The 24,759-nt window shown below is 59.8% G+C and carries 23 protein-coding genes; 11 read left to right on the plus strand and 12 right to left on the minus strand.

Translation table 11 applies throughout. The features are described from left to right. Positions 1 to 74: 74 nt before the first annotated feature. Positions 75 to 1,055 carry an alpha/beta fold hydrolase gene (locus EV130_RS01705; RefSeq protein ID WP_132659044.1) on the minus strand — a complete coding sequence of 327 codons (981 nt, stop codon included), beginning with the start codon at positions 1,053 to 1,055 and terminating at the stop codon, positions 75 to 77. 295 nt (positions 1,056 to 1,350) lie between these two features. Continuing rightward, entirely contained in the window at positions 1,351 to 2,127 is a 777-nt protein-coding gene (locus EV130_RS01710; protein WP_425375561.1) for an alpha/beta fold hydrolase, read from the minus strand. 286 nt (positions 2,128 to 2,413) lie between these two features. On the opposite strand from EV130_RS01710, the gene EV130_RS01715 reads away from it, so the two are divergent. From EV130_RS01715 to EV130_RS01755, 9 genes are all read left to right on the plus strand, one after another. Next, the gene (locus EV130_RS01715) at positions 2,414 to 2,869 is read left to right on the plus strand and encodes a carboxymuconolactone decarboxylase family protein (RefSeq protein ID WP_132659048.1); all 456 of its coding nucleotides are present in this window, start codon (positions 2,414 to 2,416) and stop codon (positions 2,867 to 2,869) included. A gap of 256 nt (positions 2,870 to 3,125) precedes the next feature. Further along, positions 3,126 to 4,094 (plus strand): MBL fold metallo-hydrolase, encoded by a 969-nt coding sequence (locus EV130_RS01720; protein WP_132549525.1) that lies wholly within the window; start codon positions 3,126 to 3,128, stop codon positions 4,092 to 4,094. Positions 4,095 to 4,222: 128 nt separating this feature from the next. Beyond that, the gene (locus EV130_RS01725; protein WP_132659050.1) at positions 4,223 to 4,975 is read left to right on the plus strand and encodes an SDR family oxidoreductase; all 753 of its coding nucleotides are present in this window, start codon (positions 4,223 to 4,225) and stop codon (positions 4,973 to 4,975) included. 61 nt (positions 4,976 to 5,036) lie between these two features. Then, positions 5,037 to 5,456 (plus strand): cupin domain-containing protein, encoded by a 420-nt coding sequence (locus tag EV130_RS01730; RefSeq protein ID WP_132549520.1) that lies wholly within the window; start codon positions 5,037 to 5,039, stop codon positions 5,454 to 5,456. Between the two features lie 77 nt (positions 5,457 to 5,533). Further along, a complete protein-coding gene (locus EV130_RS01735) occupies positions 5,534 to 6,574 on the plus strand; it encodes a mechanosensitive ion channel family protein (RefSeq protein ID WP_132549517.1) in 1,041 nt (346 codons plus the stop codon). 6 nt (positions 6,575 to 6,580) lie between these two features. Further along, entirely contained in the window at positions 6,581 to 8,062 is a 1,482-nt protein-coding gene (locus EV130_RS01740; RefSeq protein ID WP_132549514.1) for a sensor histidine kinase, read from the plus strand. Beyond that, the gene (locus EV130_RS01745; RefSeq protein ID WP_132659052.1) at positions 8,059 to 8,448 is read left to right on the plus strand and encodes a response regulator; all 390 of its coding nucleotides are present in this window, start codon (positions 8,059 to 8,061) and stop codon (positions 8,446 to 8,448) included. Before EV130_RS01740 ends, EV130_RS01745 begins: the two co-directional genes overlap by 4 nt. Further along, positions 8,445 to 9,695 (plus strand): adenylate/guanylate cyclase domain-containing protein, encoded by a 1,251-nt coding sequence (locus tag EV130_RS01750; RefSeq protein ID WP_132659054.1) that lies wholly within the window; start codon positions 8,445 to 8,447, stop codon positions 9,693 to 9,695. Before EV130_RS01745 ends, EV130_RS01750 begins: the two co-directional genes overlap by 4 nt. Before the next feature lie 355 nt (positions 9,696 to 10,050). Next, positions 10,051 to 10,365, plus strand: a complete 315-nt coding sequence (locus EV130_RS01755; protein ID WP_132549505.1) for a hypothetical protein — start codon at positions 10,051 to 10,053, stop codon at positions 10,363 to 10,365. Between the two features lie 183 nt (positions 10,366 to 10,548). Here the strand turns inward: EV130_RS01755 and EV130_RS32430 are convergent, their stop codons facing one another. From EV130_RS32430 to EV130_RS01795, 8 genes are all read right to left on the minus strand, one after another. Further along, positions 10,549 to 10,761 (minus strand): hypothetical protein, encoded by a 213-nt coding sequence (locus EV130_RS32430; protein WP_165918471.1) that lies wholly within the window; start codon positions 10,759 to 10,761, stop codon positions 10,549 to 10,551. Between the two features lie 55 nt (positions 10,762 to 10,816). Then, a complete protein-coding gene (locus tag EV130_RS01765) occupies positions 10,817 to 11,638 on the minus strand; it encodes a universal stress protein (RefSeq protein ID WP_132659056.1) in 822 nt (273 codons plus the stop codon). A 377-nt stretch (positions 11,639 to 12,015) separates the two neighbouring features. Beyond that, complete coding sequence (locus EV130_RS01770) at positions 12,016 to 12,387, minus strand: hypothetical protein (protein WP_132549496.1); 372 nt, start codon at positions 12,385 to 12,387, stop codon at positions 12,016 to 12,018. Between the two features lie 501 nt (positions 12,388 to 12,888). Then, positions 12,889 to 13,332 carry an acetate--CoA ligase family protein gene (locus EV130_RS01775; RefSeq protein ID WP_237358671.1) on the minus strand — a complete coding sequence of 148 codons (444 nt, stop codon included), beginning with the start codon at positions 13,330 to 13,332 and terminating at the stop codon, positions 12,889 to 12,891. Positions 13,333 to 13,387: 55 nt separating this feature from the next. After that, complete coding sequence (locus tag EV130_RS01780) at positions 13,388 to 14,932, minus strand: bifunctional aminoglycoside phosphotransferase/ATP-binding protein (protein ID WP_132659058.1); 1,545 nt, start codon at positions 14,930 to 14,932, stop codon at positions 13,388 to 13,390. Positions 14,933 to 15,089: 157 nt separating this feature from the next. Next, positions 15,090 to 17,801: a cation-translocating P-type ATPase gene (locus EV130_RS01785; RefSeq protein ID WP_132659060.1), complete on the minus strand. Its 2,712-nt coding sequence runs from the start codon at positions 17,799 to 17,801 to the stop codon at positions 15,090 to 15,092. 170 nt (positions 17,802 to 17,971) lie between these two features. Beyond that, positions 17,972 to 18,955, minus strand: a complete 984-nt coding sequence (locus EV130_RS01790) for a zinc-dependent alcohol dehydrogenase family protein (RefSeq protein WP_074063796.1) — start codon at positions 18,953 to 18,955, stop codon at positions 17,972 to 17,974. A 444-nt stretch (positions 18,956 to 19,399) separates the two neighbouring features. Then, positions 19,400 to 20,227: a universal stress protein gene (locus EV130_RS01795; protein WP_132549484.1), complete on the minus strand. Its 828-nt coding sequence runs from the start codon at positions 20,225 to 20,227 to the stop codon at positions 19,400 to 19,402. Between the two features lie 297 nt (positions 20,228 to 20,524). On the opposite strand from EV130_RS01795, the gene EV130_RS01800 reads away from it, so the two are divergent. Both EV130_RS01800 and EV130_RS01805 read left to right on the plus strand, forming a co-directional pair. After that, positions 20,525 to 21,361 carry a universal stress protein gene (locus EV130_RS01800; protein WP_132659062.1) on the plus strand — a complete coding sequence of 279 codons (837 nt, stop codon included), beginning with the start codon at positions 20,525 to 20,527 and terminating at the stop codon, positions 21,359 to 21,361. Between the two features lie 328 nt (positions 21,362 to 21,689). Beyond that, the gene (locus EV130_RS01805) at positions 21,690 to 21,875 is read left to right on the plus strand and encodes a hypothetical protein (protein ID WP_074063799.1); all 186 of its coding nucleotides are present in this window, start codon (positions 21,690 to 21,692) and stop codon (positions 21,873 to 21,875) included. A 185-nt stretch (positions 21,876 to 22,060) separates the two neighbouring features. On the opposite strand, the gene EV130_RS01810 is transcribed toward EV130_RS01805, so the two are convergent. Further along, positions 22,061 to 23,236, minus strand: coding sequence for a glycerate kinase family protein (locus EV130_RS01810; RefSeq protein ID WP_132549478.1), 1,176 nt, complete (start codon positions 23,234 to 23,236; stop codon positions 22,061 to 22,063). 18 nt (positions 23,237 to 23,254) lie between these two features. Then, positions 23,255 to 24,595, minus strand: a complete 1,341-nt coding sequence (locus tag EV130_RS01815) for an SLC13 family permease (RefSeq protein ID WP_132659064.1) — start codon at positions 24,593 to 24,595, stop codon at positions 23,255 to 23,257. Positions 24,596 to 24,759 lie beyond the last annotated feature (164 nt).

A 24,759-nucleotide genomic window follows, 5' to 3' on the forward strand; every position in this document is an offset into this window, starting at 1 on the left:
GAAATGGCGCGACTTGCCGCGCCAAGCACGGACAGGATGCGAAGCACGGCGGTCTGCTCCGCATCCCGCCTGGATCAGGCCTTGAGGAAGGCGAGCAGGTCGGCGTTGACCTGGTCCTGATGCGTGGCGGTAATGCCGTGCGGCGCGCCGGGATAGTAGATGTCCTTGGCACCCTTGATCAGCCGGGCAGACTTGACGGCGGAATCCTTGACCGGCACGATCTGGTCGTCCTCCCCGTGCAGGACGAGTGTCGGCACATCGAACTTCTTCAGATCTTCGGTGAAGTCGGTTTCTGAGAATGCCTTGACGCATTCATAGGCGTTCAGGAGACCCGCCTGCATGCTCCAGAGCCAGAATTGGTCGAGCGTGCCCTGGGAAACATTCGAGCCGGGTCGATTGGCGCCGTAGAATTGAAGGGCAAGGTCACGGTAAAATTGCGAGCGATCCTTGACGAGGCCAGCGCGAATCGCGTCGAACGCCTCGATCGGCAGGCCTTCCGGATTCGTCGCCGATTTCACCATGACCGGCGGCACGGCGGCGATGAGGACGGCCTTGGCAACGCGCTTCGTACCGTGCCGGCCGATATAGCGGGCGACCTCGCCGCCGCCGGTGGAGTGACCGACCAGTGTTGCGTCCCTGAGGTCCAGCGCCTCGATAACGGCCGCCAGATCGTCGGCGTATCCGTTCATGTCGTTTTCCGACGTCGGCTGGCTGGAGCGTCCATGGCCGCGGCGATCGTGCGCCACGACGCGGAAGCCGTGCTGGGCGAGGAAGAGCATCTGACCGTCCCACGCATCGGAGTTCAGCGGCCAGCCGTGCGAGAAGGTGACGACCGGTCCGGTGCCCCAGTCCTTGTAATAGATTTCTGTGCCGTCCTTGGTGGTGATCGTGCTCATGGCTTGCTTTCCGTGATTGATGGTGGCGGGGAGAGGCTGCATTGGAGTCTTTGCGGCGGCAACCGCGGGCAAGCCCGCTGCAATACCGGCGGTGAGGCTGCCGAGCAGGGCGTCGCGGCGTGAGACGCCGACAGCTGGTGGTTTTGAAATGTCCTGCATGTTTTATCCTTCACGATGATTGAAATGCGAACGAGGATGGAGACTGCCGGCCCGGAAAACTATGGGCCGAAAGCATCTGTGGACTGTGGGGAAGTTCAGCTGATCGCATCGAACGACCAGGGCGTTTGTGCCGGCGGGCGACCAGACGCCAGCACGTGACCTTTTGCGGGCGATCCCATTTTCGGCTGGTCGTTGGTTGAATCAGTCCTGAAAGCCGACGCCGGCCGAGCGACTTCAGGAACCGGGTCCGCAATTTCGTTTGGGCGGAACTTCTCCGGACCGACAATGCGGCCGTTCACCGGGCGGATGCCGCTTCTTCGATAAGAGCGGCGACTTCGCCGGAATGGGAGACCATGAGCGCGTGCGAGGCCCCATCGACCACGACGGTCTTTGCGGCGTGTGCCCGCTCGGCCATGAATTGCATGACTGCTGGCGGAATGTTGCGGTCGGCAGACCCGTAGATCATGTAGGAGGGCAGCAGCTTCCAAGAGGCGGCGCCGGAGGGTTCGACGAGCGCGGCCTGGGCGACCGGACGCTGCGCCGAAGCCATCAGCGCCGCCTTGTCATCTGAAACGTCGGCAGCGAACTGGAGATGAAATTTGGATGGCTGGATGTAGAGGTCCTGCGTGCCATCGGGCAGCGTCACGGGTGCGAGCGCACTGGCAAGCGTACTGCCCGGGAATTTGCCGGACAGGGTGAGGCTGGATTCGCCGGTATCCGGCATGAAACCCGCGACATAGACCAGGGCCTTCACGTTCGGATTGCCGTTTGCGGCTTCGGTGATGACCGGTCCGCCATAGGAGTGGCCGACTAGAACCACCGGTCCGTGGATGGCGCGAACGACCGCCGCGACAGATGCCGCATCGGACGCGACGCTGCGAAGCGGGTTGGCTGCCGCGATCGCCACGTAGCCATCCTTGGTCAGGCGGGCGATCACAGCATCCCAGCTCGACGATTCGGCAAAGGCGCCATGAACGAGAACGATTGTCGGCTTGAGATCGTCATCTTGGGACTGCGCGCTTGCGACAGTCAGCGTTGCGATCGCGGCGCCAAGCGCCAAGGTCTTGATAATACTGAGCATCTGCTTTCTCCTAACGCCGCGGTTGCTTGTGCCGGGAGAATGCGTGGGTTTGCGGTCGCAAACCATCCTACGTGGGACGGGCCCGTCCACTGCCGAAGTATAGGAGGAGGTGGCCCAAACGGGTGAGAAACATGATCGATCGGCAAGGCTCAGCTCCATCAGATGTTAACCGGAGCGCCTTCCGGCCAGATGGATGATCCGCGCTGCCGTGGATAGTTGGTGATCCGGGCGACCCGCGTGGCTTCGACCCGATCACAACCAATCCACGGAGAGCAGGATGACCAAACGTCTGAACATATTGGCTAGGAAGAATGACGGCATCGATGGCCTCGTCGCCGTCGAGGCCTGGATTGCCAAGAGCTTCGATCCCAAACTAATGGAGCTCGTCAAGGTGCGCGTGTCGCAGATCAACGGCTGTGTCCATTGCCTGCACATGCATCGTCAGGACGCGCTGAAGCAGGGCGAGACGGAAGAGCGTATGCTTCTTCTGAGCGCCTGGCGCGAATCGCAGCTCTACAGCGACCGTGAGCGCGCAGCACTCGCCTGGGCCGAGTCGCTGACCAATATCGCCGAGAGCCGTGCGCGCGATGCAGATTATGAAGTTGCCCACAGCGTCTTTTCGGAAGACGAACTCCTGGTCCTCTCTATCGGCATCGCCATGATCAATGCCTGGAACCGGCTGGCGATCGGCTTTCGACTGCAGCATCCGGCAGACCACAAGCGCGCCGCTTGATCGCCGAGCAGACGCGAACGCGTCGGGCGGATGAATCCGCCCGAAAAGGTCCAATGCAACGCGTCTGCTCCTTCATGCCAGCCACTTCACTAAATCTCCGCTGCGGTCGGCCGCACTGAGAGCATAGGCAACCCTATCCTCACGTATGGCCATTCCTCTTCCTTGGCAGGATCGACCGCCAAACGTGCCTCAACATAAATTCGCGCCGTGGCTTTGTAACCGACACGTTTCAATCACGCGAAAACAGGAGCGCATCATGCCGCAGACAGAAACAAAACCCCGTTCGATTGCTAACCAGGAGACCAACATGAGCTTGGACAACAACTCACAACTCGGTAGAAGAGGACCCGACGAGTTGGTCCCGTCGCGCTACGCGGTGCGGGTCGGCGAGATTGACGTTCTGGTGGTCAGCGATGGGGTGCTACCGCTGCCTACTGAAATGCTGGGGCATAACGCTGATCCAGCCGTCCGGGCGGCCTGGCTGGGCGAGATGTTCTTGCCAGCGGATGCCTTCGACTGGTCGCTCAACGTCGCCTTGGTGCGTAGCGGTGATCGGACCATCCTGATCGACGCAGGGCTTGGACTGGATCCGAATTTGAACCTCCCCCGGGCTGGCCAGTTGGTCAGGCGATTGGACTCGGCCGGCATTGATCTTGGGTCTGTGACCGATATTGTGCTTACCCATTTGCACATGGACCATATCGGCGGTCTCCTCGTCGAAGGTGTGAAGGACCGGCTGCGGCCGGATCTGCAGATTCACGTGGCAGCCACCGAAGTCACGTTTTGGGAAGCGCCCGACTTTACCCACGTCCACATGCCGCAGGGATTCCCGGACGCTCTTAAGGCAACCGCCAAGCGGTTCATGGCAGAATACCGTAGCCATCTGCGGCAGTTCGATGAGCAACATGAGGTGGCACCAGGCGTGGTCGTCCAGCGCACAGGTGGCCATACGCCCGGACACAGCGTCGTCCGTCTGGCATCCGGCGGCGACCGGCTGACATTTGCTGGCGATGCCGTTTTTGCGGTCGGCTTCGATCACCCCGACTGGTTCAACGGTTTCGAGCACGATCCCGAGGAGGCGGCACGCGTTCGCGTCCGACTTCTGACGGAGCTGGCGCGGACTGGCGAACAGCTTGTCGCCACTCACCTGCCGTTCCCGTCCGTTGGCCGGGTGGCAATCGACGGCGATGCGTTTCGCTGGGTCCCGATCTTCTGGGACTACTGACCGCATATTGGTTCAGCGTGCGGCTCTGCCGACAGATCCACGGCTTCGAAAGGCCAGCCTGGACCAAGGTGACCACCTTCGAAAACGAACAACAGCGGCGCGCCGAGCGGCCGCATATGGAGAAGTTCATGAAAATCGTCATCATTGGCGGAACCGGCCTGATCGGTTCAAAGACAGCCGACCGCATTCGCAAGCAAGGCCATGAAGTTATTGCCGCCGCTCCGAACACCGGCGTCAACACGATCACCGGCGAAGGGCTCGCCGAGGCGCTCGCCGGGGCCTCGGTCGTTATCGACCTCGCAAACTCGCCGTCCTTCGAGGACAAGGCTGTGCTCGAATTCTTTGAGACATCGGGGCGCAATCTGGCGGCGGCGGAAAAGGTCGCCGGAGTAAAGCACCACATCGCGCTTTCTATCATCGGCGTTGATCGCCTGCCCGACAGCGGCTACATGCGCGCCAAGGTCGCTCAGGAAAAGATCATCAGGGATGCCGGCATTCCCTATACGATCGTCCACTCGACGCAGTTCATGGAATTCCTCGGCGGGATCGCCCAGTCGGGCACCGTCGGCGATACGACCCGCCTGTCGACGGGCTTTATGCAGCCGATCGCCGCCGATGACGTCGCAGATTTCGTAGCGGATGCGGCCCTTGCAGCGCCGGTGAACGGCATCATCGAGATTTCAGGCCCGGAGCGTGCCCGGCTTTGCGATTTCGTCGCCCGTTACCTGAAGGCGATGGGCGACCCCCGCAAGGTCGTCGCCGATCCGCAATCCCACTATTTCGGCACCAAGCTGGAGGACGGCTCGCTCGTCTCCGACAACAATCCCCGTATCGGTCGCATTACCTTCGAGCAGTGGTTTGAAACCTCGGCGCGGAAATGACCGAAAACCGATGCGCCGCATGAGGCGGCGCACCTTCCGACCTCACGAATGGAGTTTCGCTATGATCAAGTTAATCCTCACTGCCTTTACCATGACGGCTCTCTTGTCCGCTGCCGCCGCTGCCGGCGATGCCGGTAGCAAGGATGCTAAGGTCACGCTGGTTTACGAACACGAATTGCCGAATGTTACGGGCAAGAGCATGAAAGGCGTTCTTGTCGAATACGGTCCCGGAGGCTTCTCCTCGGCCCACACGCATCCCAACTCGGCCTTCATTTATGCGACGGTGCTGGAAGGGGCGATCCGCAGCCAGGTCAACGACGGTCCCGTCAAGGTCTACAAGGCGGGCGAAAGCTTCTCCGAAATGCCGGGCGATCGCCATGGTGTCAGCGAAAATGACAGCAAGACCAAGCCTGCCAGGCTGCTGGCTGTTTTCGTCGTCGACAGCAGCGAAAAGGAACTGACGTTCCCGATCAACAAATAGGCGAAAGGGCCAACGGCCGTCTGCGGCATTTGGCCCCTTTCCCAATCGTTAAAAAATTACCGCTGGTGAGCTCGGCCATGTTCGGCGAAGACCATTTCCTGCCGCTCGTCCTGATCAATATTCTGGGGATTGCCGGCATTCTCGTATGGCACATTCAGGGGCGTAGCCGTCCGACCGGGCGCCTGGTCGTGCAAATTCTGTTCTTCGCCACGATGAGCCTGGTGCTCGGGCTGGGCAGAATTTCACCTTACAGGCTCGACCAGGCCGAGCTCCAGGGCGCCGGCGTCTTGATTGCCAAATCCGCGAGGATCCTCTGGTGGACCCATCTTGCCTGGACGATCATCGGCTTCGTACACATCTATATCGGCCTCAACCGCAAGCCGCGGGAGGCACATCTCCTGCAGGATCTGGTCGTCGCCGTCGTTTATCTCGGCGTGGCGCTGTCGATCATCGGCTTCGTCTTCGGCGCACCAATAGCCCCTTTGGTTGCGACCTCGGGCGTGGTCGCCGTCATCATCGGCCTGGCGCTGCAGAATACGCTTGCCGACCTCTTTTCGGGGATCGCGCTCACGCTCGGGCGGGCCTATGTCATTGGCGACTGGATCCGGCTCAGCGATGGCACGGAAGGGCGCGTCGCCGAAACCAACTGGCGCTCCACGAACCTGCTGACCAGCGCGCACAATGTGGTGGTAGTACCCAACAGCGTCTTGGCGAAGCAAGGGGTGACTAATCTCAGCCGTCCCGACGAAACGCACTGGATTGCGTTTGCCGTCCACATTGCCGCCACCCACGCGCCATGCGTCGTTGAAGAGGTCATGCTGGGTATTCTGCAGAACTGCGAGCGAATCGTTAAGTTTCCGCCGCCGGCCATCGCGCTCAAAGCGATCGATGCGATGGCGATCGAGGTCGAGCTGCAGTTCTGGGTGGCGAGCCCGGCGAGCCGGCTGCCGGCCAAAAACGAGGTCATTGATCTTGTCTACCGCGGTTGCAGGACCAACGGCCTTTCTCTGGCAATGCCGCCCGAGAGCGTGCTCTGGGGGCCAGCCGTTACGGGCGGTGAGCCTGCAGCTATCCCCAGGCCGCTATCAAGCACTGCGCGCGCTTCAGACTATGAATGATCAGCCATGAGCATCGAAAGGAGGCGCAGAACGGACGAGCTTGAGCGGCAACTGCGCTCCGCGGTGGCTGAGAATGTCAATCTGCAATCAGAGCTGGCGATTGCGCTGGAACGCCAGACCGTCACTGCGCAAATTCTCAACGTCATATCCATGTCGCGAACCGACGTGCAACTGGTTTTCGACGTCATTTCCGAGAGTTCGCGGCGGCTGCTCGGCGGTCAAACGGCGCTGGTGACGCGCGTCGTAGATGGCATGCTTCATCTGGCGGCATGCACGGCGGGAAGCCGGGCAAGCCACGAGGAGATCCAGGCTTCATTTCCTGCTCCGCTGACATCGTCGGGGATTCACAGCCGGGCCGCAATGAACTCGGCCATGGCGTTCCGCTCCGATATCGAAACCGAACCCGGCGTCCCTCAAGCCGTCAAGGAGATGGCGCGCGTCAGGGGATACCGAAGCATTATCGTGGTGCCCATGCTTCGCGAGGGCGTCGCTATCGGCACGATCGGTGTTTCGCGCGCCGAGCCGGGGACCTTCAGCGATAGCCAGATCAGCCTTCTCAACACGTTCGCCGATCAGGCCGTAATCGCGATCGAGAACGCCCGGCTGTTCAAAGAAGTCCAAGCGCGGACCACGCTGCTCGCCAAGTCTCTCGACGATCTGCGCGCTGCACAGGACCGACTGGTGCAGACCGAAAAACTGGCCTCGCTCGGTCAGCTCACTGCCGGCATCGCGCACGAGATCAAGAATCCGCTCAACTTCGTCAACAATTTCGCGGCCCTGTCAGTCGAATTGACGGATGAGTTGAATGAAGCGCTGGCGCTGATCGCGCTCCCGCACGATATTCGCGACGAACTCAACGAAGTACGCGGCCTGTTGAAGGACAATCTGCAAAAGATTGTGCAGCACGGCAAGAGAGCCGATTCCATCGTCAAGAACATGCTCTTGCATTCGCGCGGAGGCGGCGGCGAACACCGGCGGACGGACGTGAATGCACTGGTCGAAGAGAGCCTCAACCTCGCTTATCACGGCGTGCGCGCTGAGAAGCCGCAGTTCAACATGACCCTCAGACGCGAGCTCGATCCCGACGCCGGCGTCGCTGACATGTTCCCGCAGGAGATCACACGCGTGCTGCTGAACCTGATATCCAATGGCTTCTATGCCATAGCCAAGCGAAGCGGCGATAACAGGCTCGGCGTTGAACCCGAACTCAGCGTCAGCACACGCAACCGTGGCGAACACGTCGAAATCCGAATCCGCGACAACGGAGTAGGCATTCCGCCAGAGGTCAAGGAAAAGATATTCAATCCATTCTTCACGACCAAGCCGCCTGGCGAAGGCACCGGCCTCGGGCTCTCCATGAGCCACGACATCATCGTGAAGCAGCACGGCGGCAGGATCGAAGTCGACACCGAGCCCGGTGCGTTTACCGAGTTCACCATCTTGCTGCCGCGAAAGCAATGTTTCGCACAATCGGAGAAGGAGCCGTGACTCTATTGGTTCTCGTGGTGGATGACGAAGCGGACGTCGAAGTCTTGTTCCGCCAGCAGTTCCGCCGCGATCTTCGCGCCCGGCGCTTCGAGATGGATTTTGCCGCCTCGGCAGCGCAGGCTCTGAGGCGCGTTGCCGACACTGGCGAGCGAACGCTGATTTTGATTTTCTCCGACATTAACATGCCCGGGATGAATGGTCTCGACATGCTGCCGGAAATGCGCGCACGAAGGCCGGATGTTCCTGTCATCATGATCACTGCCTATGGAGATGCCGAGACACGAAGGACTGCGCTGGATAGAGGCGCGGAGGGCCTGCTGACCAAGCCGATCGACTTCGACCAGTTACGCCAGGTCGTCGAGACGAGACTGGGACCGGCCACATGACTGCAACCGTTCTCGTGGTCGATGACGAGCCAGACCTGGAGACGCTTATTCTGCGTAAATTCCGAAAGCAGGTTCGCGACGGAGGCATCAGTTTCCTGTTTGCGCATGACGGTGTTGATGCGCTTCAGGCGATCGAGCAGCATCCCCATGTCGATCTTGTGGTCATGGACATCAACATGCCGCGCATGGATGGCCTCTCACTGTTGGAAAAATTGCAGGAGCGAGAGGACAAGAAGTCGGCCATCATCGTCTCGGCCTACGGTGATATGAGTAATATACGCACCGCGATGAATCGCGGTGCCTTCGACTTCCTAACCAAACCGATCGATTTCGCCGATCTGGAAGCGACGATCCTGAAGACCATCCGTCACGTCGAGGTCTTGCGCGAGGCACGCCGCCGCCAGGCGGAAGCGGAGCGCGCGCATGCGTCGTTGTCGCGATATTTTTCGCCCGAACTTGCCAAGCGCCTTGCCGTTGGCGGTGATGACGATGATATGCAGGTACGCTGGCGCGAAATCGCCGTGATCTTCACGGACATCACGGGCTTTAGCTCGTTCGTCGAGACAGCCGTCCCCGGCGTGCTGGCGGAGTTGCTTAACGAATATGTCGGCGGTCTGACGGATGTCGTCTTCGCGCACGAAGGAACGGTGGCCAAAGTGATCGGCGATGCCATTCAGGTGCTGTTCAATGCACCTGGCGACCAGGCCGACTATGCGACCCGCGCAATCGCCTGCGCACAAGCGCTCGACCAACGGGCAGAAGCGTTTCGCGAGCGCTGGAAACAGAAAGGCGTTGACTTCGGGACCACTCGTATCGGCGTTCACGCAGGCCCCGCACTGGTCGGCAACTTCGGCGGTGATCGCTTCTTCGATTTCACCGCCTACGGCGACACAATCAACATCGCCGCGAGGCTAGAAGCGGCGAACAAGACGCTGGGTACGCGGATTTGCGTCAGCGACAGTGTCGCGAGCGGGGCAAGGAAATTCAGTGGGCGACCGATCGGCGATCTTGTCCTGCGCGGACGCAGCGAGCCCTTGCGCGCCCACGAGCCCTTGTCGGCTACGCAGTTCCATGCGCCGGTCACGGAGCAGTATATGACAGCCTTTACCAAGCTCGAGCATGATTGCGCCGCCGCCATGTCGGCTTTCGCCGCGCTGGTTGGCACGCACTCCGATGATCCGCTCGCCAGCTATCATCTGAGGCGGCTGCTTAACGGCGCCAAAGGCATTCGTATACAGGTGGGATGATTGAGCGTGAGGTTCACGAGTCTGCCGCAAGCGGTAATCCGGCGGCCGATCGTCGCCGCTTCGCAATTGCATGAAGATGATCTGCGTGTCTGGACGTCTTTTGCATGCCCAGACGCAAGGTAGCCTCCTTTGGAATCTCGTCGTTTTTCCGCGATTAAGGTCGTCGGCAAAGGCGCCTCGGTTTGGCCCTGGCCCCGCACCCTTGAGCGGTTCGATCCCAATTATCGTTGGTGCGTTCGCTGAAGACCGGTTTTACGGCCACGTGGCATGATTTTCTTCTCCCGTTGATACGGATCAATGCGGCTCGAGCGGGGTTTCGCAGAATGCACGACTGTCTCTTACAAAGGATCAGACCATGCTCAGGGCAAAACGCGACAGCCTTGGAGGTGAACCTGGTAAGGCAATTCCCTCGCTCGGCGAAATCGAAGGGCGGATGATGATCCTCGAGCTCGTCGCAGTGACGGCGCTCACGCGTCTTCTTCGCTTTCACGATCCGCAAGAGCGATCTGCACTGATGGAGGCACTGCGGCATGCCGTCGACCGTAAGTGCCGCGATGCCAAGCTGAGTGGATCCGATATCTCCTCGGCCGAAAAATATGCTGAGGAATTGCTGAAGAGCGCGCAGGAGCAGGCCGACGAACTCGATGCAATTCGCGATGCTTCGAGATAAAATGGAGGCCGACTTGCGGCCAGGCTCCGGACATCATGACAGCAAGGGAGCGCACCAATGACCATCGATCCAAGTTGCTCACGGACTGGCGAGGCATTGCTCGCCGGGGCAGGATGTCCCGTGCCGCATCACTGCGACTGCGACCTTACGCTCGATAGGATAGCCGTCGATCGATGGGAAATTTCACTCCGCTCGCTCCGCGCCGATGCCTGGGTTCGTAAGGAACTCAGCGAACCCCTCGGTCATTGTCTCGGTGGCAGCATCGTCGTCGACGTCTTGAGCGCGGATCGATTCATCAAAAACGCGCGCGCTCAAGGCTTTCGCATTGAGTTCGTGGGGCTTGGCGGCAAAGATCTCCTGTAAGCCAAGGCTCAGCGATGTCAGCGGATAGAGCAACCGACGCTATCCCCTTCTGTTTTGACTGCCATTTTTCATGGCACAGGCCCAAGGTCTAATGGCATAGGAGAACCGGTACTTCGAGGCCGTTAAGCAGCGATCGTGTCACGCCACCCAGTATGAGTTCGCGGAGTCTCGAATGGCCAAAGCCTCCGGTGATCAGCAGGTCTGCCCGCGATTGAGCGGCAACGGATTGAATTTTGGTGGCTACGGGGTCACCTTGTGATTGCGCATCGACGATCTCGATAGCAAGTCCGGCACCGCGGATGAGTGCTGCAAAGCGATCGCGAAGATCGGCGTCAATCGCCTTGTCATCCGTGATCGAGATGAGTACAGCTCTGGAAGCCTTGTCCAAGAACACGCGGGCCCCGGTCAACGCCCGCGCCAATGTGGCGCTGCCGTCCCAGGCGACTGCGACCGTATCTATTCGTCCGCAACAATTGTCCGTCGGCAGCAACAGGAGGGGTCTTCCGCTCTCGAATAAAACGCGTTCGATGACAGAACTGGCTAGTGGCGAGGTTTCCATGATCGAAAGGTCGTAGATACGCGAGATCTCGGCAATTCTATCGCTGATGAGCGGCTCCGGGGCCTCAAATGATGAAATCGCCACTGCCTGATCGGCCTTACCAGCATAATCTCGGACGGTTTCGATCAGTGCCGCAGCACATTTGCGGCTGGAGCGTTCTGCGTCAGCGCTCATTTTTCCGACATCGATCACCGGCGGAAATGGCGGAGATACCCTCGGTATCTTGACCTCGAACACGCTGACATGAAGCTGCGCGTCCTGGTGCCGTGCAAAGTCGATTCCATTCTGGATCAGGGCAAAGGAGCTGGGGTCTGGATAGGTGAGCAAAGGCAGGTGGAATTGTACTCTCATGACGAATCTCCTCATCTCAGCTGCAGGCTGCAATGTCTACCCGGCGGGCTCTCCTCGCGTTGATCTTGCGCAAATGACGTTGGCCAAGATCAAGAGCGCTCCATCCACCAACCGGGGCCCCGTCCTGGCAGGCAAAGGGTGGGGGCGCCCCCCCTTTCGTCGTTTGTACACCGATTATGGAGCGTGGCGTGAGAGCGCCGTTTGGCCGGCATCCGTGTCCTGCCGATGACCTGGCGGTGAGCGTCCCGTGCGTTTGCTCCGGTGATGGGGACCGTCAACTGAACAGCAAGACGCCGAAAGGCTCCTATCCCGATCAGCCGAGAAAGAACGGCTCCTCAACCAGCGCCCTTGCGGCACGGACGATCCTTTGCGGGGCTTCAGGGAGCGACCGAACTGGCGGCGATGTCCTCGATCGTTCGCAAGGCCTCGCCGTGTGCGATCGCCGCTGTCTCATCTGCAATCTTTGCCGCAACGGCAAAGATGCGGCTGGTTTCGCGCGCGTAGTCCGTGATCATTTGTGCTGAGAAATCATTGATAAGGTCCGATGCTTCACGTGCGGCCTGCGGCTTTGTGAGGGCACCGACGAATGTGACGTCCTTGCCAATGCGATCGAGCAAGAATGAGAGGCCCTCGATCTGATATCGAAGCGCCGCGCCAGCAAACTCCGCTTGAAACTTCGTGCCTGCCAGAACGGCAGCGCCGAAGGGGCTGAATTGCAAAAATGGAAGTGGCATCTGCAGACTGGTCATGTGCTGCCTCCTCGGTTTTTCTATTGGTTGAGCTAACGATATCTCTTTCTGTTCGTCCTTGATCTCGCTCAAGGCGGATTGGCAAATGGAAGCCGTTTGAGGCCTCCTGTGCTTGCATCCCGTATGGTTCACCTCCTGCCGCATGTGGATCGTCAATCCCGATGCGCACCTGTTTCAGTCCCGCATCGCAAGATGAGGTCGCCAGCTGCCTGATCACCAGGTTTCGGCTTGGCGCAGGTTCCCGCAATCAAGACGGATCGCTCTCGATTGCGGCCCGAGGACGATGATTGTTCGAGATCCGGCCCAGCAGATTGATATCAACAGCACGAACGAACGGAGTATCGACCGCCATCTGCGACAGCGCAAGAAGCACTTTCTTGAAGGCGTCACGATCTGCGGCCGGGATGTGACGGAAAGCCTTGCAACAGCCGGTCGATGCAGGTGGCTTTGATCAGATCGTCTGCCCGGCCGTCATCAAGGGGCAGCAGGGCCATGGCGATCTCACTCTCTGCACAGCCGCAATCTCGTCAGCCCCGATACGACGGCCGCCCCGAATGCGGCATCAGTCGAAAGTCCTGCAAGAAGTTCGAGACCATTAGCGACCTTGACCATCGGCTGGAGGACATATCCGTCGATCTGGTCGGCAAAACCTGGAGTCGTTGCCGCTGCTTTCATTTGACGTGCGGCCCGACGCACCTCGGCCGCGCCCGTGAGATTCAAGGCGACGCCACCAAGGCCCGATTTATGGGAAATTTTCCTCGACGGGATCTCCAAGACGATGGCCGCATGGTGCCGCAACACTGTCGTTGCAATGTGGTCGGCGGCCGCGATCGATTGAGCAACGAGATGTTGGGGAACTGGAATCCGGCTGGCCCCGCCTTTGCTTCGATCTCTGTTAGCATCGCCCTTTCCTCGCTCCTTTGTCGGATACGCGGAAAGCTGCATTTCGATCAAAGCTGAGCTCTCTGGTGGTCGAACCCGCAACATCGGTTCGGAGATTTCAGACTACTGTGGCCGGCTCACCGGACATCGATCCCGCAAGGATCTCGTCGCAGATGAGATCAGCGCTCCTGGAGGCATCGATCTTGCGCCATGCAAGGTCATCAAGGCGGCGTGAGAGCTGCATCATAAGGACCTCGAGCCTCGCATCCGAGGGACCGCCTCTCCGGTCCTCCACGCGTTTCCACAATAGGCTGGGTTCAGCATCGAGCCAGAACCCGCTGAACCTTATGCTTCGCCGACGCGCGGGCGTCTCTATTGCCTGGCGATGGTCGGCATCGTCGAAGACGGCATCGGCCACGACGGATCCGCCGTCGGAAAGAATGGCGTCCGCCCTCAGGACCATTTCCGTATATACGCGCTTGGACACCTCCCGGCGGTAGGCCGCCTTCGGAAGGCGCGTTTCTGCAGGAACGCCGTGCATGGCTTTGCGCAGGCGATCGCTTTCGATAATGCGCGCGCCAGGCGCCGCGCCGATGTGGGGAGCAAGGCGTTCCGCCACCGTTGTCTTGCCAGAGCCACTCAATCCGCCGATTGCGATCAGCCGTGGAGGCTGTGCTTCAAGCAGCTCCTTCGCCAACTCGAAATAGGATTGCGCTTCGGCGCGCAGCACGTCGATATTTGCCTTTGCAGTTTCCGCCTGCGTTGCCGTCACGTGAGCTCTGACGGCAGCGCGGACCGCAAGGAAGAAAGGCAAAAGCGTAAAGCCATCCTCATTGTCGGACTCGTCGAAATAGCGGTTGGCAACCAGATTGGCATGATGACGATGGCCCCGGTGCCAAAGGTCCATGAGCAGAAAGGCAAGGTCGTAAAGGACGTCGACGGTGGCGATTGCATCATTGAATTCGATGCAATCGAACAGGCGCGGCTCGCCGTCGAGAAGGCAAATATTGCGCAGATGCAGATCGCCATGGCATCGCCTTATCCGTCCGGTCGCACCTCGCGTTCGCAATCGATCCGCATGCCGCTCAAGTGCGCTTCGAAAAAGCCGGTCAAGCACGACCACCTCGTGTTCGGTAAACAGCGTGCTGGTCGCAAACCCCGCCCTGTTGACGGCGAGGACCGCCTCCATCTCGACCACACCATCCATGCTTTGCCTGACAATCGCATCTTGATGGTAACGAACGATCATTCGCGCTGTCGACGTCATCAGATCGTCGGTCAGCTTGTCGGCAGCCGCAAGCCTGTCAAATAGGAGATCCTGGTCAAAGCGGATCATTTCGACGACGGCGTCAATGCACGTGCCGTCTTTTGCGAAACAGACGGCCCCGTTTTTGTCCCTTGAGAGGTTCTTGACGCCGAGATAGAGGCCGGGCGCCGTCAATCTGTTCAGCTCCACCTCCTTATGACAGGCATTCAAACGCAGGGCTGCGGTCGAGAAATCGACATAAGGAAGTTTCACCGCCTTCTTCATTTTGTAGGCGCGCGGACCTGCCAGAAAAATCCGCGAGATATGCGTCTCGATGACCTCAACGGGCACGTCGAGGCCGTACGATTTCGGGTCGCTTAGGAAGGCGATTGCCTCCCGCTGATCGTCGAGACCCATTGCTATCTCCGTTTCTTGGCCGTTCATCCAGGTTGCGCAGCCGGTTGACAGTCGCGAAGAGTTCCGGGCACTTGATGAAGTGCGCAAAAGAATATCAAAGCAGGCCCGGATCTACCCGCATTGATGAAGATCAACGCTGCCATCGCCCGTTGTCCCGTCAGGGCTGCTCGTTCAGCTTCACCTTGAGATGGGAACCGATGGCCGGTCGTCGAGTGCCCGACGCAAGCCAGAGCTGCCCTGCAATAAGCGGCAGCAGGCTGCAGCCGAGGGCAAGCGCCCAACCATTCATTCCTATCGACGCAATTTCCAGCATTTCCGACAGTAACGGCACGTTGATCCCCGCAAGCAACAGCACAAGGCAAAGTGCGGTGGCATACCAGACAAAGCGGTTTTGGATTACCGAATTATACCAAAGACCAGTTCCGCTCTCACGCATGTTGAACGTGTGCCACAGCTGGGCAAGCGCGATGGTGACGAAGGAAACCGTCGTTGCCTGTTCGGCTGCCAGGCCAAGAATGTGTATCGAAGAAATCAATGCCAAAAGCGTGGCGCCTGAAATTGCCGCTCCATAGACTGCGACAGAGAGCCATTGCGCCTTCGTGAGGATCGCTTCGTTCGGTTGGCGCGGGGGTCGGTCGAGTACGTCGCCTTCGCCTTCGCCGGCGGCAAGCGCAAAGGCTGGAAAGACATCCGTGACAAAGTTCAGGAATAGGATTTGCAGCGGCAGCAGCGCCAGTGGAAGTCCCGTGAAGACGGCAATACCGACAACGAGCACTTCTGCCAGATTGCACGAGAGCAGGTATGCGGAGAACCTGCGGATATTGGCGAAGATGACCCGTCCCTCGCGAACGGCATGCACGATGGTTGAAAAGGCGTCGTCGAGCAAGACCATGTCCGCAGCCTCTCGGGCCACATCTGTTCCACGTTGGCCCATGGCGACGCCGATATCCGCCTTGCTGAGAGCCGGCGCATCATTGACCCCGTCTCCCGTCATGGCGACCACTTCGCCTTCGCGCTGAAAGGCATTTATCAGTTGGAGCTTCTCCTCCGGGCTCACGCGCGCAAAGATCTGCCTGCGAACGATCTCCTGACGCTCGGCCGCCGAGGCGTTAAGCAGCCGGGACAGTTCTGCTCCGGTCATCACCAGTGCTCCCGGCTCGGTCAGGCCAATCGCTTGCGAAATCCCAAGCGCGGTACTCGGGTGATCGCCGGTTGCCATGACGACGCGGATGCCGGCTCTTCGCAAAGCGGCGATCGTTTCCGGTATGTCGCCTCGCGGCGGGTCGCGAAAGGCAACGAGGCCGTAGAAGACCAATCCATCCGGAACCGGCTGATCCTTTATCGCACGCGGATGAACAGCGACCGCCAGGACCCTGAGCCCCCTTGCAGCAAGTTCTTCACCGCGACGCAGCCATGTCGTCCGTTCGGCCTCGTCAAGCGGCTCCATCTTGATGCCGATCCGGTCTGCAGCCGCCAGCACTTCTTCGGGAGCACCTTTTACGGCAGCAAAATGATGATCGCCGGTTCTGTGTATTGTTGCCATGCGCCTGGTTGCGGTATCGAAGGGATGCTCGGCCACTTCGGGAAACGTCGCAATCTGTTGCTTGCGATCGAGCCCTGCGAAACTTCCCGCGCGAAGGAGGGCGATCTCCATCGGATCACCGGTCCCGGAATAGGCATGGCGGTCGTATTCGGCGTTTGAACACAAGACGCCGATCAGCAGTGCCTGCATGAGCTCCGGATCGGCCGAGGGATCGACGATGGCGCCTTCCTTCACGATGGAAGCCAGACCATGGTCAATGGAGAAATCACCCGAAGGTGTCAGAATTTGCTCAACCTCCATGCGATTTTCAGTCAGTGTGCCGGTCTTGTCGGTCATGATGACGGTCGTCGAACCGAGCGTCTCTACGGCTGCCAGGTTTTCGACCAGTGCGTTGTGCCGTGCCATGCGCAGCATGCCGCGTGCCAATGTCAGCGTCGCCACGATGGGCAGACCCTCGGGGATGGCGGCTACGGCAAGCGCAATCGCCGTTTCAACCATCAAGAAGACCGGTCTTCCCGCAGAGAGCCCGGCTGCGGAAATAGCCGCGGCAAGTACCAGCGTAATCCATATGAGTTGCCGCGACAGAAACGAAAGCTGGCGCTCAAGAGGAGAGCCTCCGCCGCTGGCCTCGTCGACCAGCTGTGTGATGCGGCCAAGTTCCGTGGCGAGACCGGTACCCGTCACGATACCCTCGCCACCTCCGCTGACGATATGTGTGCCTTTAAAGAGAACGGCGCTGCGCTCGTGCAAACCTGCAAGGGTTAAGTTCGGTTCGATCCCCTTGCCGACAGGCACGGATTCACCGGTCAAAGCCGACTCGTCGATTCTCAAGGTGGCGGAACTCGCGCACCGCATGTCGGCTGCGACGACGTCGCCTGCATCAAGAAGGACCATGTCTCCCGGAACCAGTTTCTCCGCCGCGATCTGCTGCACATGTCCTGATCGACGCACCCGCGCGCTGCGTTTTCCAAGTCGCCTTAGAGCCTCCAGCGAGCGCACCGCCCTGCGCTCTGTGAAATAGCCGATCGCCGAATTGATAAACAGCACTGCAGCTATGGCCACAGCTTGCTGATACTCGCCGAATGCAAGCGAAAGTGCAGTCGCACCGGCGAGCAACAGCATGACCGGGCTGGCGAATTGGCGCAGCAGCAGGCGAACATCCGACAGGCGCTTTTTCGTCGTGAGGGCATTCGCACCGAATTGCCGCAGTCGAAGCTCGGCCTCCTGATCGTCAAGTCCGCGGGCCGGATCAACGCCGAGCGCAGCAGCGACATCCGGGACAGTCATTGAATGAGCGTTGCGGATGGTCGATGCGGCCGGTTCCAAATCAGTTCTCCCTGGAGTGTCTCTTGGTCGCTCTCGTCATGTCCGGTGCGGCAAGGACGACGGTGCTGGTCGTCCGGATGATCCTCGCGGCGCTTGACGCAAATATTCATCCCTCGCGCATTTCACGCTTTGATGAAGATCAAGGTTCTTCGAGCCCTCCTGAGTTTGCTTCAGAAAACGATGACCGCCGCGCCGCTGAACCGGCCGGCGCGAAGATCTGAAAGAGCGAGGTTTGCCCGCTCGAGGGGATACGAGACCGTATGTGTGCGCACAGCCGCCTGCCGGGCGATCGGAAAGAATTCCGCGGCGTCGTCACGGGTCAGATTTGCAACCGAAACAAGCTCCCGCTCTCCCCAAACAACGGCATAGGGCATGGCCGGGATGTCGCTCATGTGAATGCCGCCGCAAACGACACGGCCGCCCTTTCGGACCGCCTTGAGGGCGGCCGGCACGAGGCTGCCGACCGGCGCAAAGATAATTGCCGCGTCCAGCAGCACCGGAGGCCTGTCGTCTGAACCTCCCGCCCACACGGCGCCCAGACTGATTGCAAAACGCTGCGCCTCATCGTCGCCATGACGCGTAAAGGCGAAGACCTCACGACCTTGCCATACGCATATTTGGGCAATGATATGGGCTGCCGCCCCGAAGCCGTAAAGCCCGATCCTTCTGCCGTCACCGGCCTTCTTCAGGCAGCGCCAGCCGATAAGTCCGGCGCAGAGCAAAGGCGCAAGCGAAACCGGATCCCCTTTCGGATCAAGCTCAAAGGCATAGGACGCATCGGCCACGACATCGGTGGCAAAGCCGCCATCGCGCGTATAGCCGGTAAACTGCGGCCGGTCGCAAAGGTTTTCAGCCGCCGACCGGCAATAGGGGCACACTCCGCAGCTGTGGCCGAGCCATGGCACACCGACACGGCTTCCTACTCTCGTGGCCGCCACCCCGTCACCGACGGCATCGACGATCCCGACGATCTCGTGGCCCGGCACGAGCGGCAGCTTCGGGTCGGCGAGGTCGCCATCGATGACATGCAGGTCCGTGCGACAAACGGCGCAGGCCTCCACCTTCAGCCTGAGTTCGCCCCGCCCCGGCACCGGATCTGGCCGCTCGACGAGAACGAGAGGCTCCCCAATAGCCTGAAGCATCATCGCTTTCATGAAACTGCCCTCCTGGATATGTATCCCCGACCCTGCAGAGGCATTCTCCGAACCCTTCCACAAAGCGTCACCCGGGGTTTGGCCTCTTGACGGGTCGCGAGTGGGTGGATGCTTCGGCACGCATTCACAATAAATCCGATCGCCTTCTCACCTGAATCAAAGTTGCGCGATGGCCGTTGGTGTTCACGGTTGTCGAAGACATCACTTCGTAAGCAAGCCGCAGCTCCGACCTATCAATAAGCGACGCTTGCGGTTATGGCCCGGCCAATGATGATAGCGAGCGGTCCAGGCCGTCCTGTTTCGGGTCAGGCCTCAGTCTCGATCTTCACCAGCCAAGTGCTCTCGGCCGCCGTCATTGCAGCAGCGACACTGCCTTGGCCGCATCACAGACAAGCACCAGCTCTTCAATCCAAATTTGATCGCCCTCCAGGGTTCAAGGCTCTTTCAGTGCGCCATCAGTACGGGCAGTGTCAGTTGATCGATCATTGACTTCGTCACGCCGCCGAAGATGCGCTCGCGCAACCGCGAATGGCCGTAGGCGCCCATGACGATCAGATCCGCGCCAATCTCTGTCGCGTGTCGAACCAGGACGTCTGCGATCGGTTGGCGGCAACTGGCAATCCGGTCGACCACGACATTGATCCCGTGGTGGGCAAGATAGTTGGCCATACCGGTGCCCGGTTCGTCTCCGCTCTCGAACCTTGAATGCGGCCCGTCTACAAGCACGACATGGACTTCATTTGCGGCAACAAGGGCGTCATAGGCCGCGCGTACAGCACGCCCTGCGCGCAGACCGCCATCCCAGGCGAGCAGAACCTTTTTCGGGCGTAACGTCGCGGGACGATGAGGCAGAAGCATTACCGGTTGTCCGGCATCAAACAGAACGCCGCTGATAAGTCTGCGCTTCAGCTCAGGATCGAGCAAGGCGCTCGAACCGATCAGCACGAGATCAAAACACAATGCGCGCGCCGCAATGGCGGCGTCCGCCCAGGCGCGCTCGGGATAGATGCTATCGACCTCATACGATAGCCCGGCCAAGGCGCATTGCTCCTTGCAGCGCAGCACTTGCGATTCAATACGTGCCAAGTCCTGGTCGCGGTTGTCGAGCCAGGTTTCGCCGACCGGATAATCGCTGATGGTCGGCGGATCGGCAATCGCCGCAACCAGCACTGCGAGGTGATCATTTGCCTCCGCGGCCAAGTTCAAAGCGTTCTGCACATCGATCTTGGCTGCCGTTTTGGCGATCACGAGCAGGATAGATCTCGCGTCCATTGAGGCATGTCTCCGCTTTCCCTGCCAGCACTCTGGCCTAGCAGAGCGGCTGCGACATTGATGCTGGTCAAAGGATCAAACAGCAGCGTGTAATTTCACAGCGGAAAGGATCGCGTGCGAGGATGGGTTACCGCATGCAACCTGCCTGTCCAGGCATTCACGATCGACGGCATCCGGATCCTGGCATCACTGACAAGCCGGGGCAGGCGGCTGTCGCCAGATTGACACGGATCAAAGCATCTTTCTGTCCAATGGCTATCGTCAAGCCATGCTCGCTAAGAGCGTGGAGGCACGAATATGCGCTACAAGACCATTCTCGCCGTACTCGGCGTCGATCACTTCCAGGAAGATCTCAAGTACGCGATCGCCGCGAGCCAGTCAATCGAAGCGCACCTGTCGACGGTGATCATCGCGATGGCCGCGCCGCCCCCGGGCGGCTCTTACGCCGAGGTGATCTCAACGGCATGGCTCGAAGAGCGTCAGGGCGATATCGACAAGCTTGCCAAGCAGGCCGCAACAGTCAAGGAAATGCTCAAGGCCTCCGGCCTGTCTTTTGACGTCCAGGACATCTATACCGAATTTGCCTGGGCCGACGAAGATGTAGCCGATCGCGCACTCTATGCGGATTTGACGCTCGTCGGGCGTCAGGCGGGGCAAGACGAAGATCTTTTCAAGCGCATTCTCGACGGCGCCTTGTTCCAGTCTCCTGCGCCATTGCTTTTCAACCCCACAGATCAGGCAGCCAGCCTTACGCCACGGTCGGTCTTGATCGCCTGGAACTCTCGAATGGAAGTCGCCCGCGCTGTCCAGCAGGCATTGCCGGCCCTGCAGGCCGCAAGCGAGGTCCACGTCACTTTGATTGATCCGGTCGCAACGTCGTATGCAAGCGGCGAAGAGCCCGGCGCAGACGTTGCCACATATCTTGCACGACATGGCGTTCCCGTCGCCGTTGATGTCCTTTCAAGCGCCGGCAAGCCCGTTGACGAGATCTTGAAACAGCACGCGGTCGATGTTGACGCCGAGCTTCTGGTGATGGGAGCCTATAGCCATTCCCGCCTTCGGGAGCGGATCTTTGGCGGGGTCACGCGGTCGATGCTTGAGACCGCCAGACTCCCCATTTTCTGCAGCCACTGAAGTGATCAGGGACGGCAATTTGCTGAACGCAAGGCTGACCGTCAGTATGCCATTGTTGAACGACCTTCGATCTTCGCCGCAAAGCTTGCGGCAGCTGAAAGCTGCGCCGGAACGCGCCGTAGCGCCCCTCATGCCCCCGGCTGGATCAAACTCCGTCCAAACCCTGCCGGCATTCGCCGTCGAAAAGGAAATCGGGTTGGACGCTTGATGCGTATCAATGACCGTGGCCGCCTTCGGTTGCACACTGGATTTCAAATCTCGCAAGGGCCGGGGATGTTCAATGCGATCACCCCCAGGTCTTCCACCTACGCCGATCGGGGGGTCTGTGATGACGCAGTTTAACGATAGCGGCCGCTGGCTGCGTTGGCTTTTCCTCGACCATCTCCTGCTGATCGTCGTGATCCTGATGATCGCCGCGCTGCTCAGCACCCTCTACTTCCGGTCAGTCAATCAGGAAAGACTGCCGGACTATGAACTGCAGCGCTCGCTGTCTGCGGACTTCCATGAGGACTGATCGGCGACTGCAACAGCCTTAAGACGTTGCCTAAATCGCAATAGGCTCTCCCCATTACGCCATCACCTGAAACGATCGACGTCGATCGATCGAGTTGTCGGAAGGCAGAGCGCCGCTAGGACAGAAAGCCGTCGCGGAAGAGAAGCTGATATCACTTCTTGCTGATGGCGCATTATCGTTGCGACTCAAGATCGCAGTATAAAACGTGTTGCAAGCATTAGGCGCACTGCCTGTTCAGCCGCTTCGGCAAGGAGCGTTTCTGTTTCGCGGATCGCGTCTTCCAGCGTACAGGGACGGTTGAGGATGCTGAACACCGCATCAATTCCCATCTCCCGTGTCGTCTCAACGCCCGCACCGACGGTCCCGGCCAAGGCAAGAACCGGTAGCTTGTGGCGTTTGGCCCGACGTGCGATCTCCGCCGGAACCTTGCCGTGCCGCGTTTGTCCATCAATCCCGCCTTCGGCAGTCATCACCAGGTCGGTTTTGGCGAGCCTCCGATCGAGTTTAATGTGTCGAAGGATGAGGTCGAAACGGGGATGTAGCCTGGCGAAGGCGAACGCGTGAAGGCCCGCACCAAGTCCTCCCGACGCTCCGCCTCCTTTCAACGGCTCGACGTCGACATCGAGATCGCGCCGAACCACCCGGACAAACCTCTGAAGGCCTTGTTCCAGAATTGCCACCTGATCCGGCGTCGCTCCCTTCTGCGGTCCGAATACCCGTGCAACGCCGTTCTTCCCGAGCAACATGTTGTAAGGATTCACGGCGACGTCGATGTTCACCTTCTTGAGGCGAGCGTCGCGATCAGTAGCATCGATACGGTCAAGCCAACGCAGTGCCGCGCCATTGCCGGCAATCGGTTGGCCGTATCGATCCAGGAGGCGCACGCCAAGGGCCTGAGCCATGCCGGCGCCGGCATCGTTGATGCCGGAATCACCGCAGCCGAGGAGGATGCGTTCGGCTCCAAGGTCAAGTGCCGCGCGGATCATTTCACCGACACCGTAACTGGTTGTTTGCGTAGGATCGCGCATATCCCGTGGCACGAGCCGCAATCCCGCTGCTGCAGCCATCTCAATCACCGCGGTGCGTTTCCGTCGCCCTGAAAGAAGGCCGATATGAGCATCGACGGGTTGCCCTACCGGACCTGTCACGGTGAACGGACGCAGTTCGCCTCCCAGCAGATCCACCATGGTTTGAACAAAGCCTTCGCCGCCATCGATCATCGGCATGCGTGTGATCTTGGCCCTTGGAAGAGCGTTGCGGACGCCCCGCGCGATCGCGTCTGCGACTTCACGCACGCCGAGCCCTTCCTTGAACCCTGAAGGTGCCACCAGAACACGCAAGCGCCTGTGCTTTTTCGACATAGAAACTCCTAACGCTCCCTACGCCAACATCGATTCGATGGTGGGCCAGATGATCAGCACGAAGACCATGATCAGAAGAAAATGGACGGGCATAAGCACCGCACTGAGCCGAACGAGGTTGCCCGCGCTATAGGCGTTCTCGCCCAACCTCCCAAAGAGCGCGACCGGTTTTGCGCTGACCATCAGCGTCTGGCAAAGGCCTGTCGCCGAGACCAGGGTCAGCATCACCATAACAACATCTGCACCTGATGCCTGAGCAAGGATCAGGGTCGGCGGCAGCAGAATGGACATCCGCGCGGTACGGCTGTGAATGAGCAAATGAGAGAGCAATCCGATCATGGCAACCAGCGCCGTGAACATGATGGAGGACAATTCACCTGCTCGCAGTGGACGGAACACCATCGTGACCAGAGACTCGTTCAGTCCGGAAGTCACGAAACCATTTGCAAGGCAGATCATCGCGGCAAGAAAGACCAAGAGCGACAGGTCAGCGTCACGGAGAGCGTCGCGAAATGATATTGGTCCGACAGCGGGAATGAAGGCAGCAAGCGCGCCGACAAGCGCCAGGATCGTTGGATCGATCCCATGCATCGGTTCCGTCAGCCAGCCGATCACCACAGCCGCGGCGATCCAGAAAATAGGCCGACGCCACAGCGGTCCGCGCTCCAGGTTGCCGGGAGGAAGGGCGAGCTTGGCGCGCCGTTCTTGCTCCGTCAGAAAGAGCCGCAGGATAATGCTGGTCGAAAGAAATGCGCTTGAAGCAGCAAAAGGCAGGCCCAGAACAACCCAGTGAAGATAGCCGATTTCCTCACCTGACAGCCGTCGCACCATGTCGATGGCGACGAGATGTGCGCCAGCACCAATCGGCGATGCGAAGGCCGACAGAAGCACGACCGTCGGAAACAGCAGCGCGAAGGCTCTTCGCACTCGAGCACTGGTACAGTGCTCGGCAATTGCCGCGTAGGCCGGCACCATCATGGCTGCCCTGCCGGATGTGGAGGGAACGACGAAAGCGGTCGCGAGAAGGATCGCAGTCAAAACGTAGGCAATGGACTGGACCGAGCGCAACCGACCGGCTGCCAGGGCAATGAGCTGGTCGGTAATGCCGCTCGCCTTGAAGGCTGCAGCCAGCAGGAACGATGCCAGAAGAAGCCAGATCAGCTCGTCGCCAAGCGCATCGAACAGCGCTTCGGTGTTGCCGGTGACGAACAGCGTCATTGCAACGGCTGCAGTGACAGCAACAAAGGTGTCGTCGAGTGACGTCAAAGTCCACCCGACCAAAGCAAGCATGAGGATCTGCAGCGAACGCCGAGCTTCCAGTGCCAACCCGGAGGCAACAAGCTCGATTGCAATAGTCATCGACACTGCAACAAATAAAGTGACCGCCGGACGCCACCGCGTCGACGCCGTAGACGTTTGCGTGCCAGGCAATGTCTGCCCAGATAGGGCCGGGGGCCAAGTTTCTGCCTTCTCCATTAGCAGCTCCGTTTAGCGACTGGGGCGACAGGTGCACGCACCGGCCG

Source organism: Rhizobium azibense, assembly GCF_004342325.1.
GTDB classification, from domain to species: domain Bacteria; phylum Pseudomonadota; class Alphaproteobacteria; order Rhizobiales; family Rhizobiaceae; genus Rhizobium; species Rhizobium etli_B.

Coding starts and splice junctions, on each gene's coding strand:
- EV130_RS01705 (WP_132659044.1), bottom strand. CDS start 1,055: ATGCAGGACATTTCAAAACCACCAGCTGTCGGCGTCTCACGCCGCGAC.
- EV130_RS01715 (WP_132659048.1), top strand. CDS start 2,414: ATGACCAAACGTCTGAACATATTGGCTAGGAAGAATGACGGCATCGAT.
- EV130_RS01720 (WP_132549525.1), top strand. CDS start 3,126: ATGCCGCAGACAGAAACAAAACCCCGTTCGATTGCTAACCAGGAGACC.
- EV130_RS01725 (WP_132659050.1), top strand. CDS start 4,223: ATGAAAATCGTCATCATTGGCGGAACCGGCCTGATCGGTTCAAAGACA.
- EV130_RS01730 (WP_132549520.1), top strand. CDS start 5,037: ATGATCAAGTTAATCCTCACTGCCTTTACCATGACGGCTCTCTTGTCC.
- EV130_RS01735 (WP_132549517.1), top strand. CDS start 5,534: ATGTTCGGCGAAGACCATTTCCTGCCGCTCGTCCTGATCAATATTCTG.
- EV130_RS01740 (WP_132549514.1), top strand. CDS start 6,581: ATGAGCATCGAAAGGAGGCGCAGAACGGACGAGCTTGAGCGGCAACTG.
- EV130_RS01750 (WP_132659054.1), top strand. CDS start 8,445: ATGACTGCAACCGTTCTCGTGGTCGATGACGAGCCAGACCTGGAGACG.
- EV130_RS01755 (WP_132549505.1), top strand. CDS start 10,051: ATGCTCAGGGCAAAACGCGACAGCCTTGGAGGTGAACCTGGTAAGGCA.
- EV130_RS01765 (WP_132659056.1), bottom strand. CDS start 11,638: ATGAGAGTACAATTCCACCTGCCTTTGCTCACCTATCCAGACCCCAGC.
- EV130_RS01770 (WP_132549496.1), bottom strand. CDS start 12,387: ATGACCAGTCTGCAGATGCCACTTCCATTTTTGCAATTCAGCCCCTTC.
- EV130_RS01775 (WP_237358671.1), bottom strand. CDS start 13,332: ATGCAGCTTTCCGCGTATCCGACAAAGGAGCGAGGAAAGGGCGATGCT.
- EV130_RS01780 (WP_132659058.1), bottom strand. CDS start 14,932: ATGGGTCTCGACGATCAGCGGGAGGCAATCGCCTTCCTAAGCGACCCG.
- EV130_RS01790 (WP_074063796.1), bottom strand. CDS start 18,955: ATGAAAGCGATGATGCTTCAGGCTATTGGGGAGCCTCTCGTTCTCGTC.
- EV130_RS01795 (WP_132549484.1), bottom strand. CDS start 20,227: ATGGACGCGAGATCTATCCTGCTCGTGATCGCCAAAACGGCAGCCAAG.
- EV130_RS01800 (WP_132659062.1), top strand. CDS start 20,525: ATGCGCTACAAGACCATTCTCGCCGTACTCGGCGTCGATCACTTCCAG.
- EV130_RS01805 (WP_074063799.1), top strand. CDS start 21,690: ATGACGCAGTTTAACGATAGCGGCCGCTGGCTGCGTTGGCTTTTCCTC.
- EV130_RS01810 (WP_132549478.1), bottom strand. CDS start 23,236: ATGTCGAAAAAGCACAGGCGCTTGCGTGTTCTGGTGGCACCTTCAGGG.
- EV130_RS01815 (WP_132659064.1), bottom strand. CDS start 24,595: ATGACTATTGCAATCGAGCTTGTTGCCTCCGGGTTGGCACTGGAAGCT.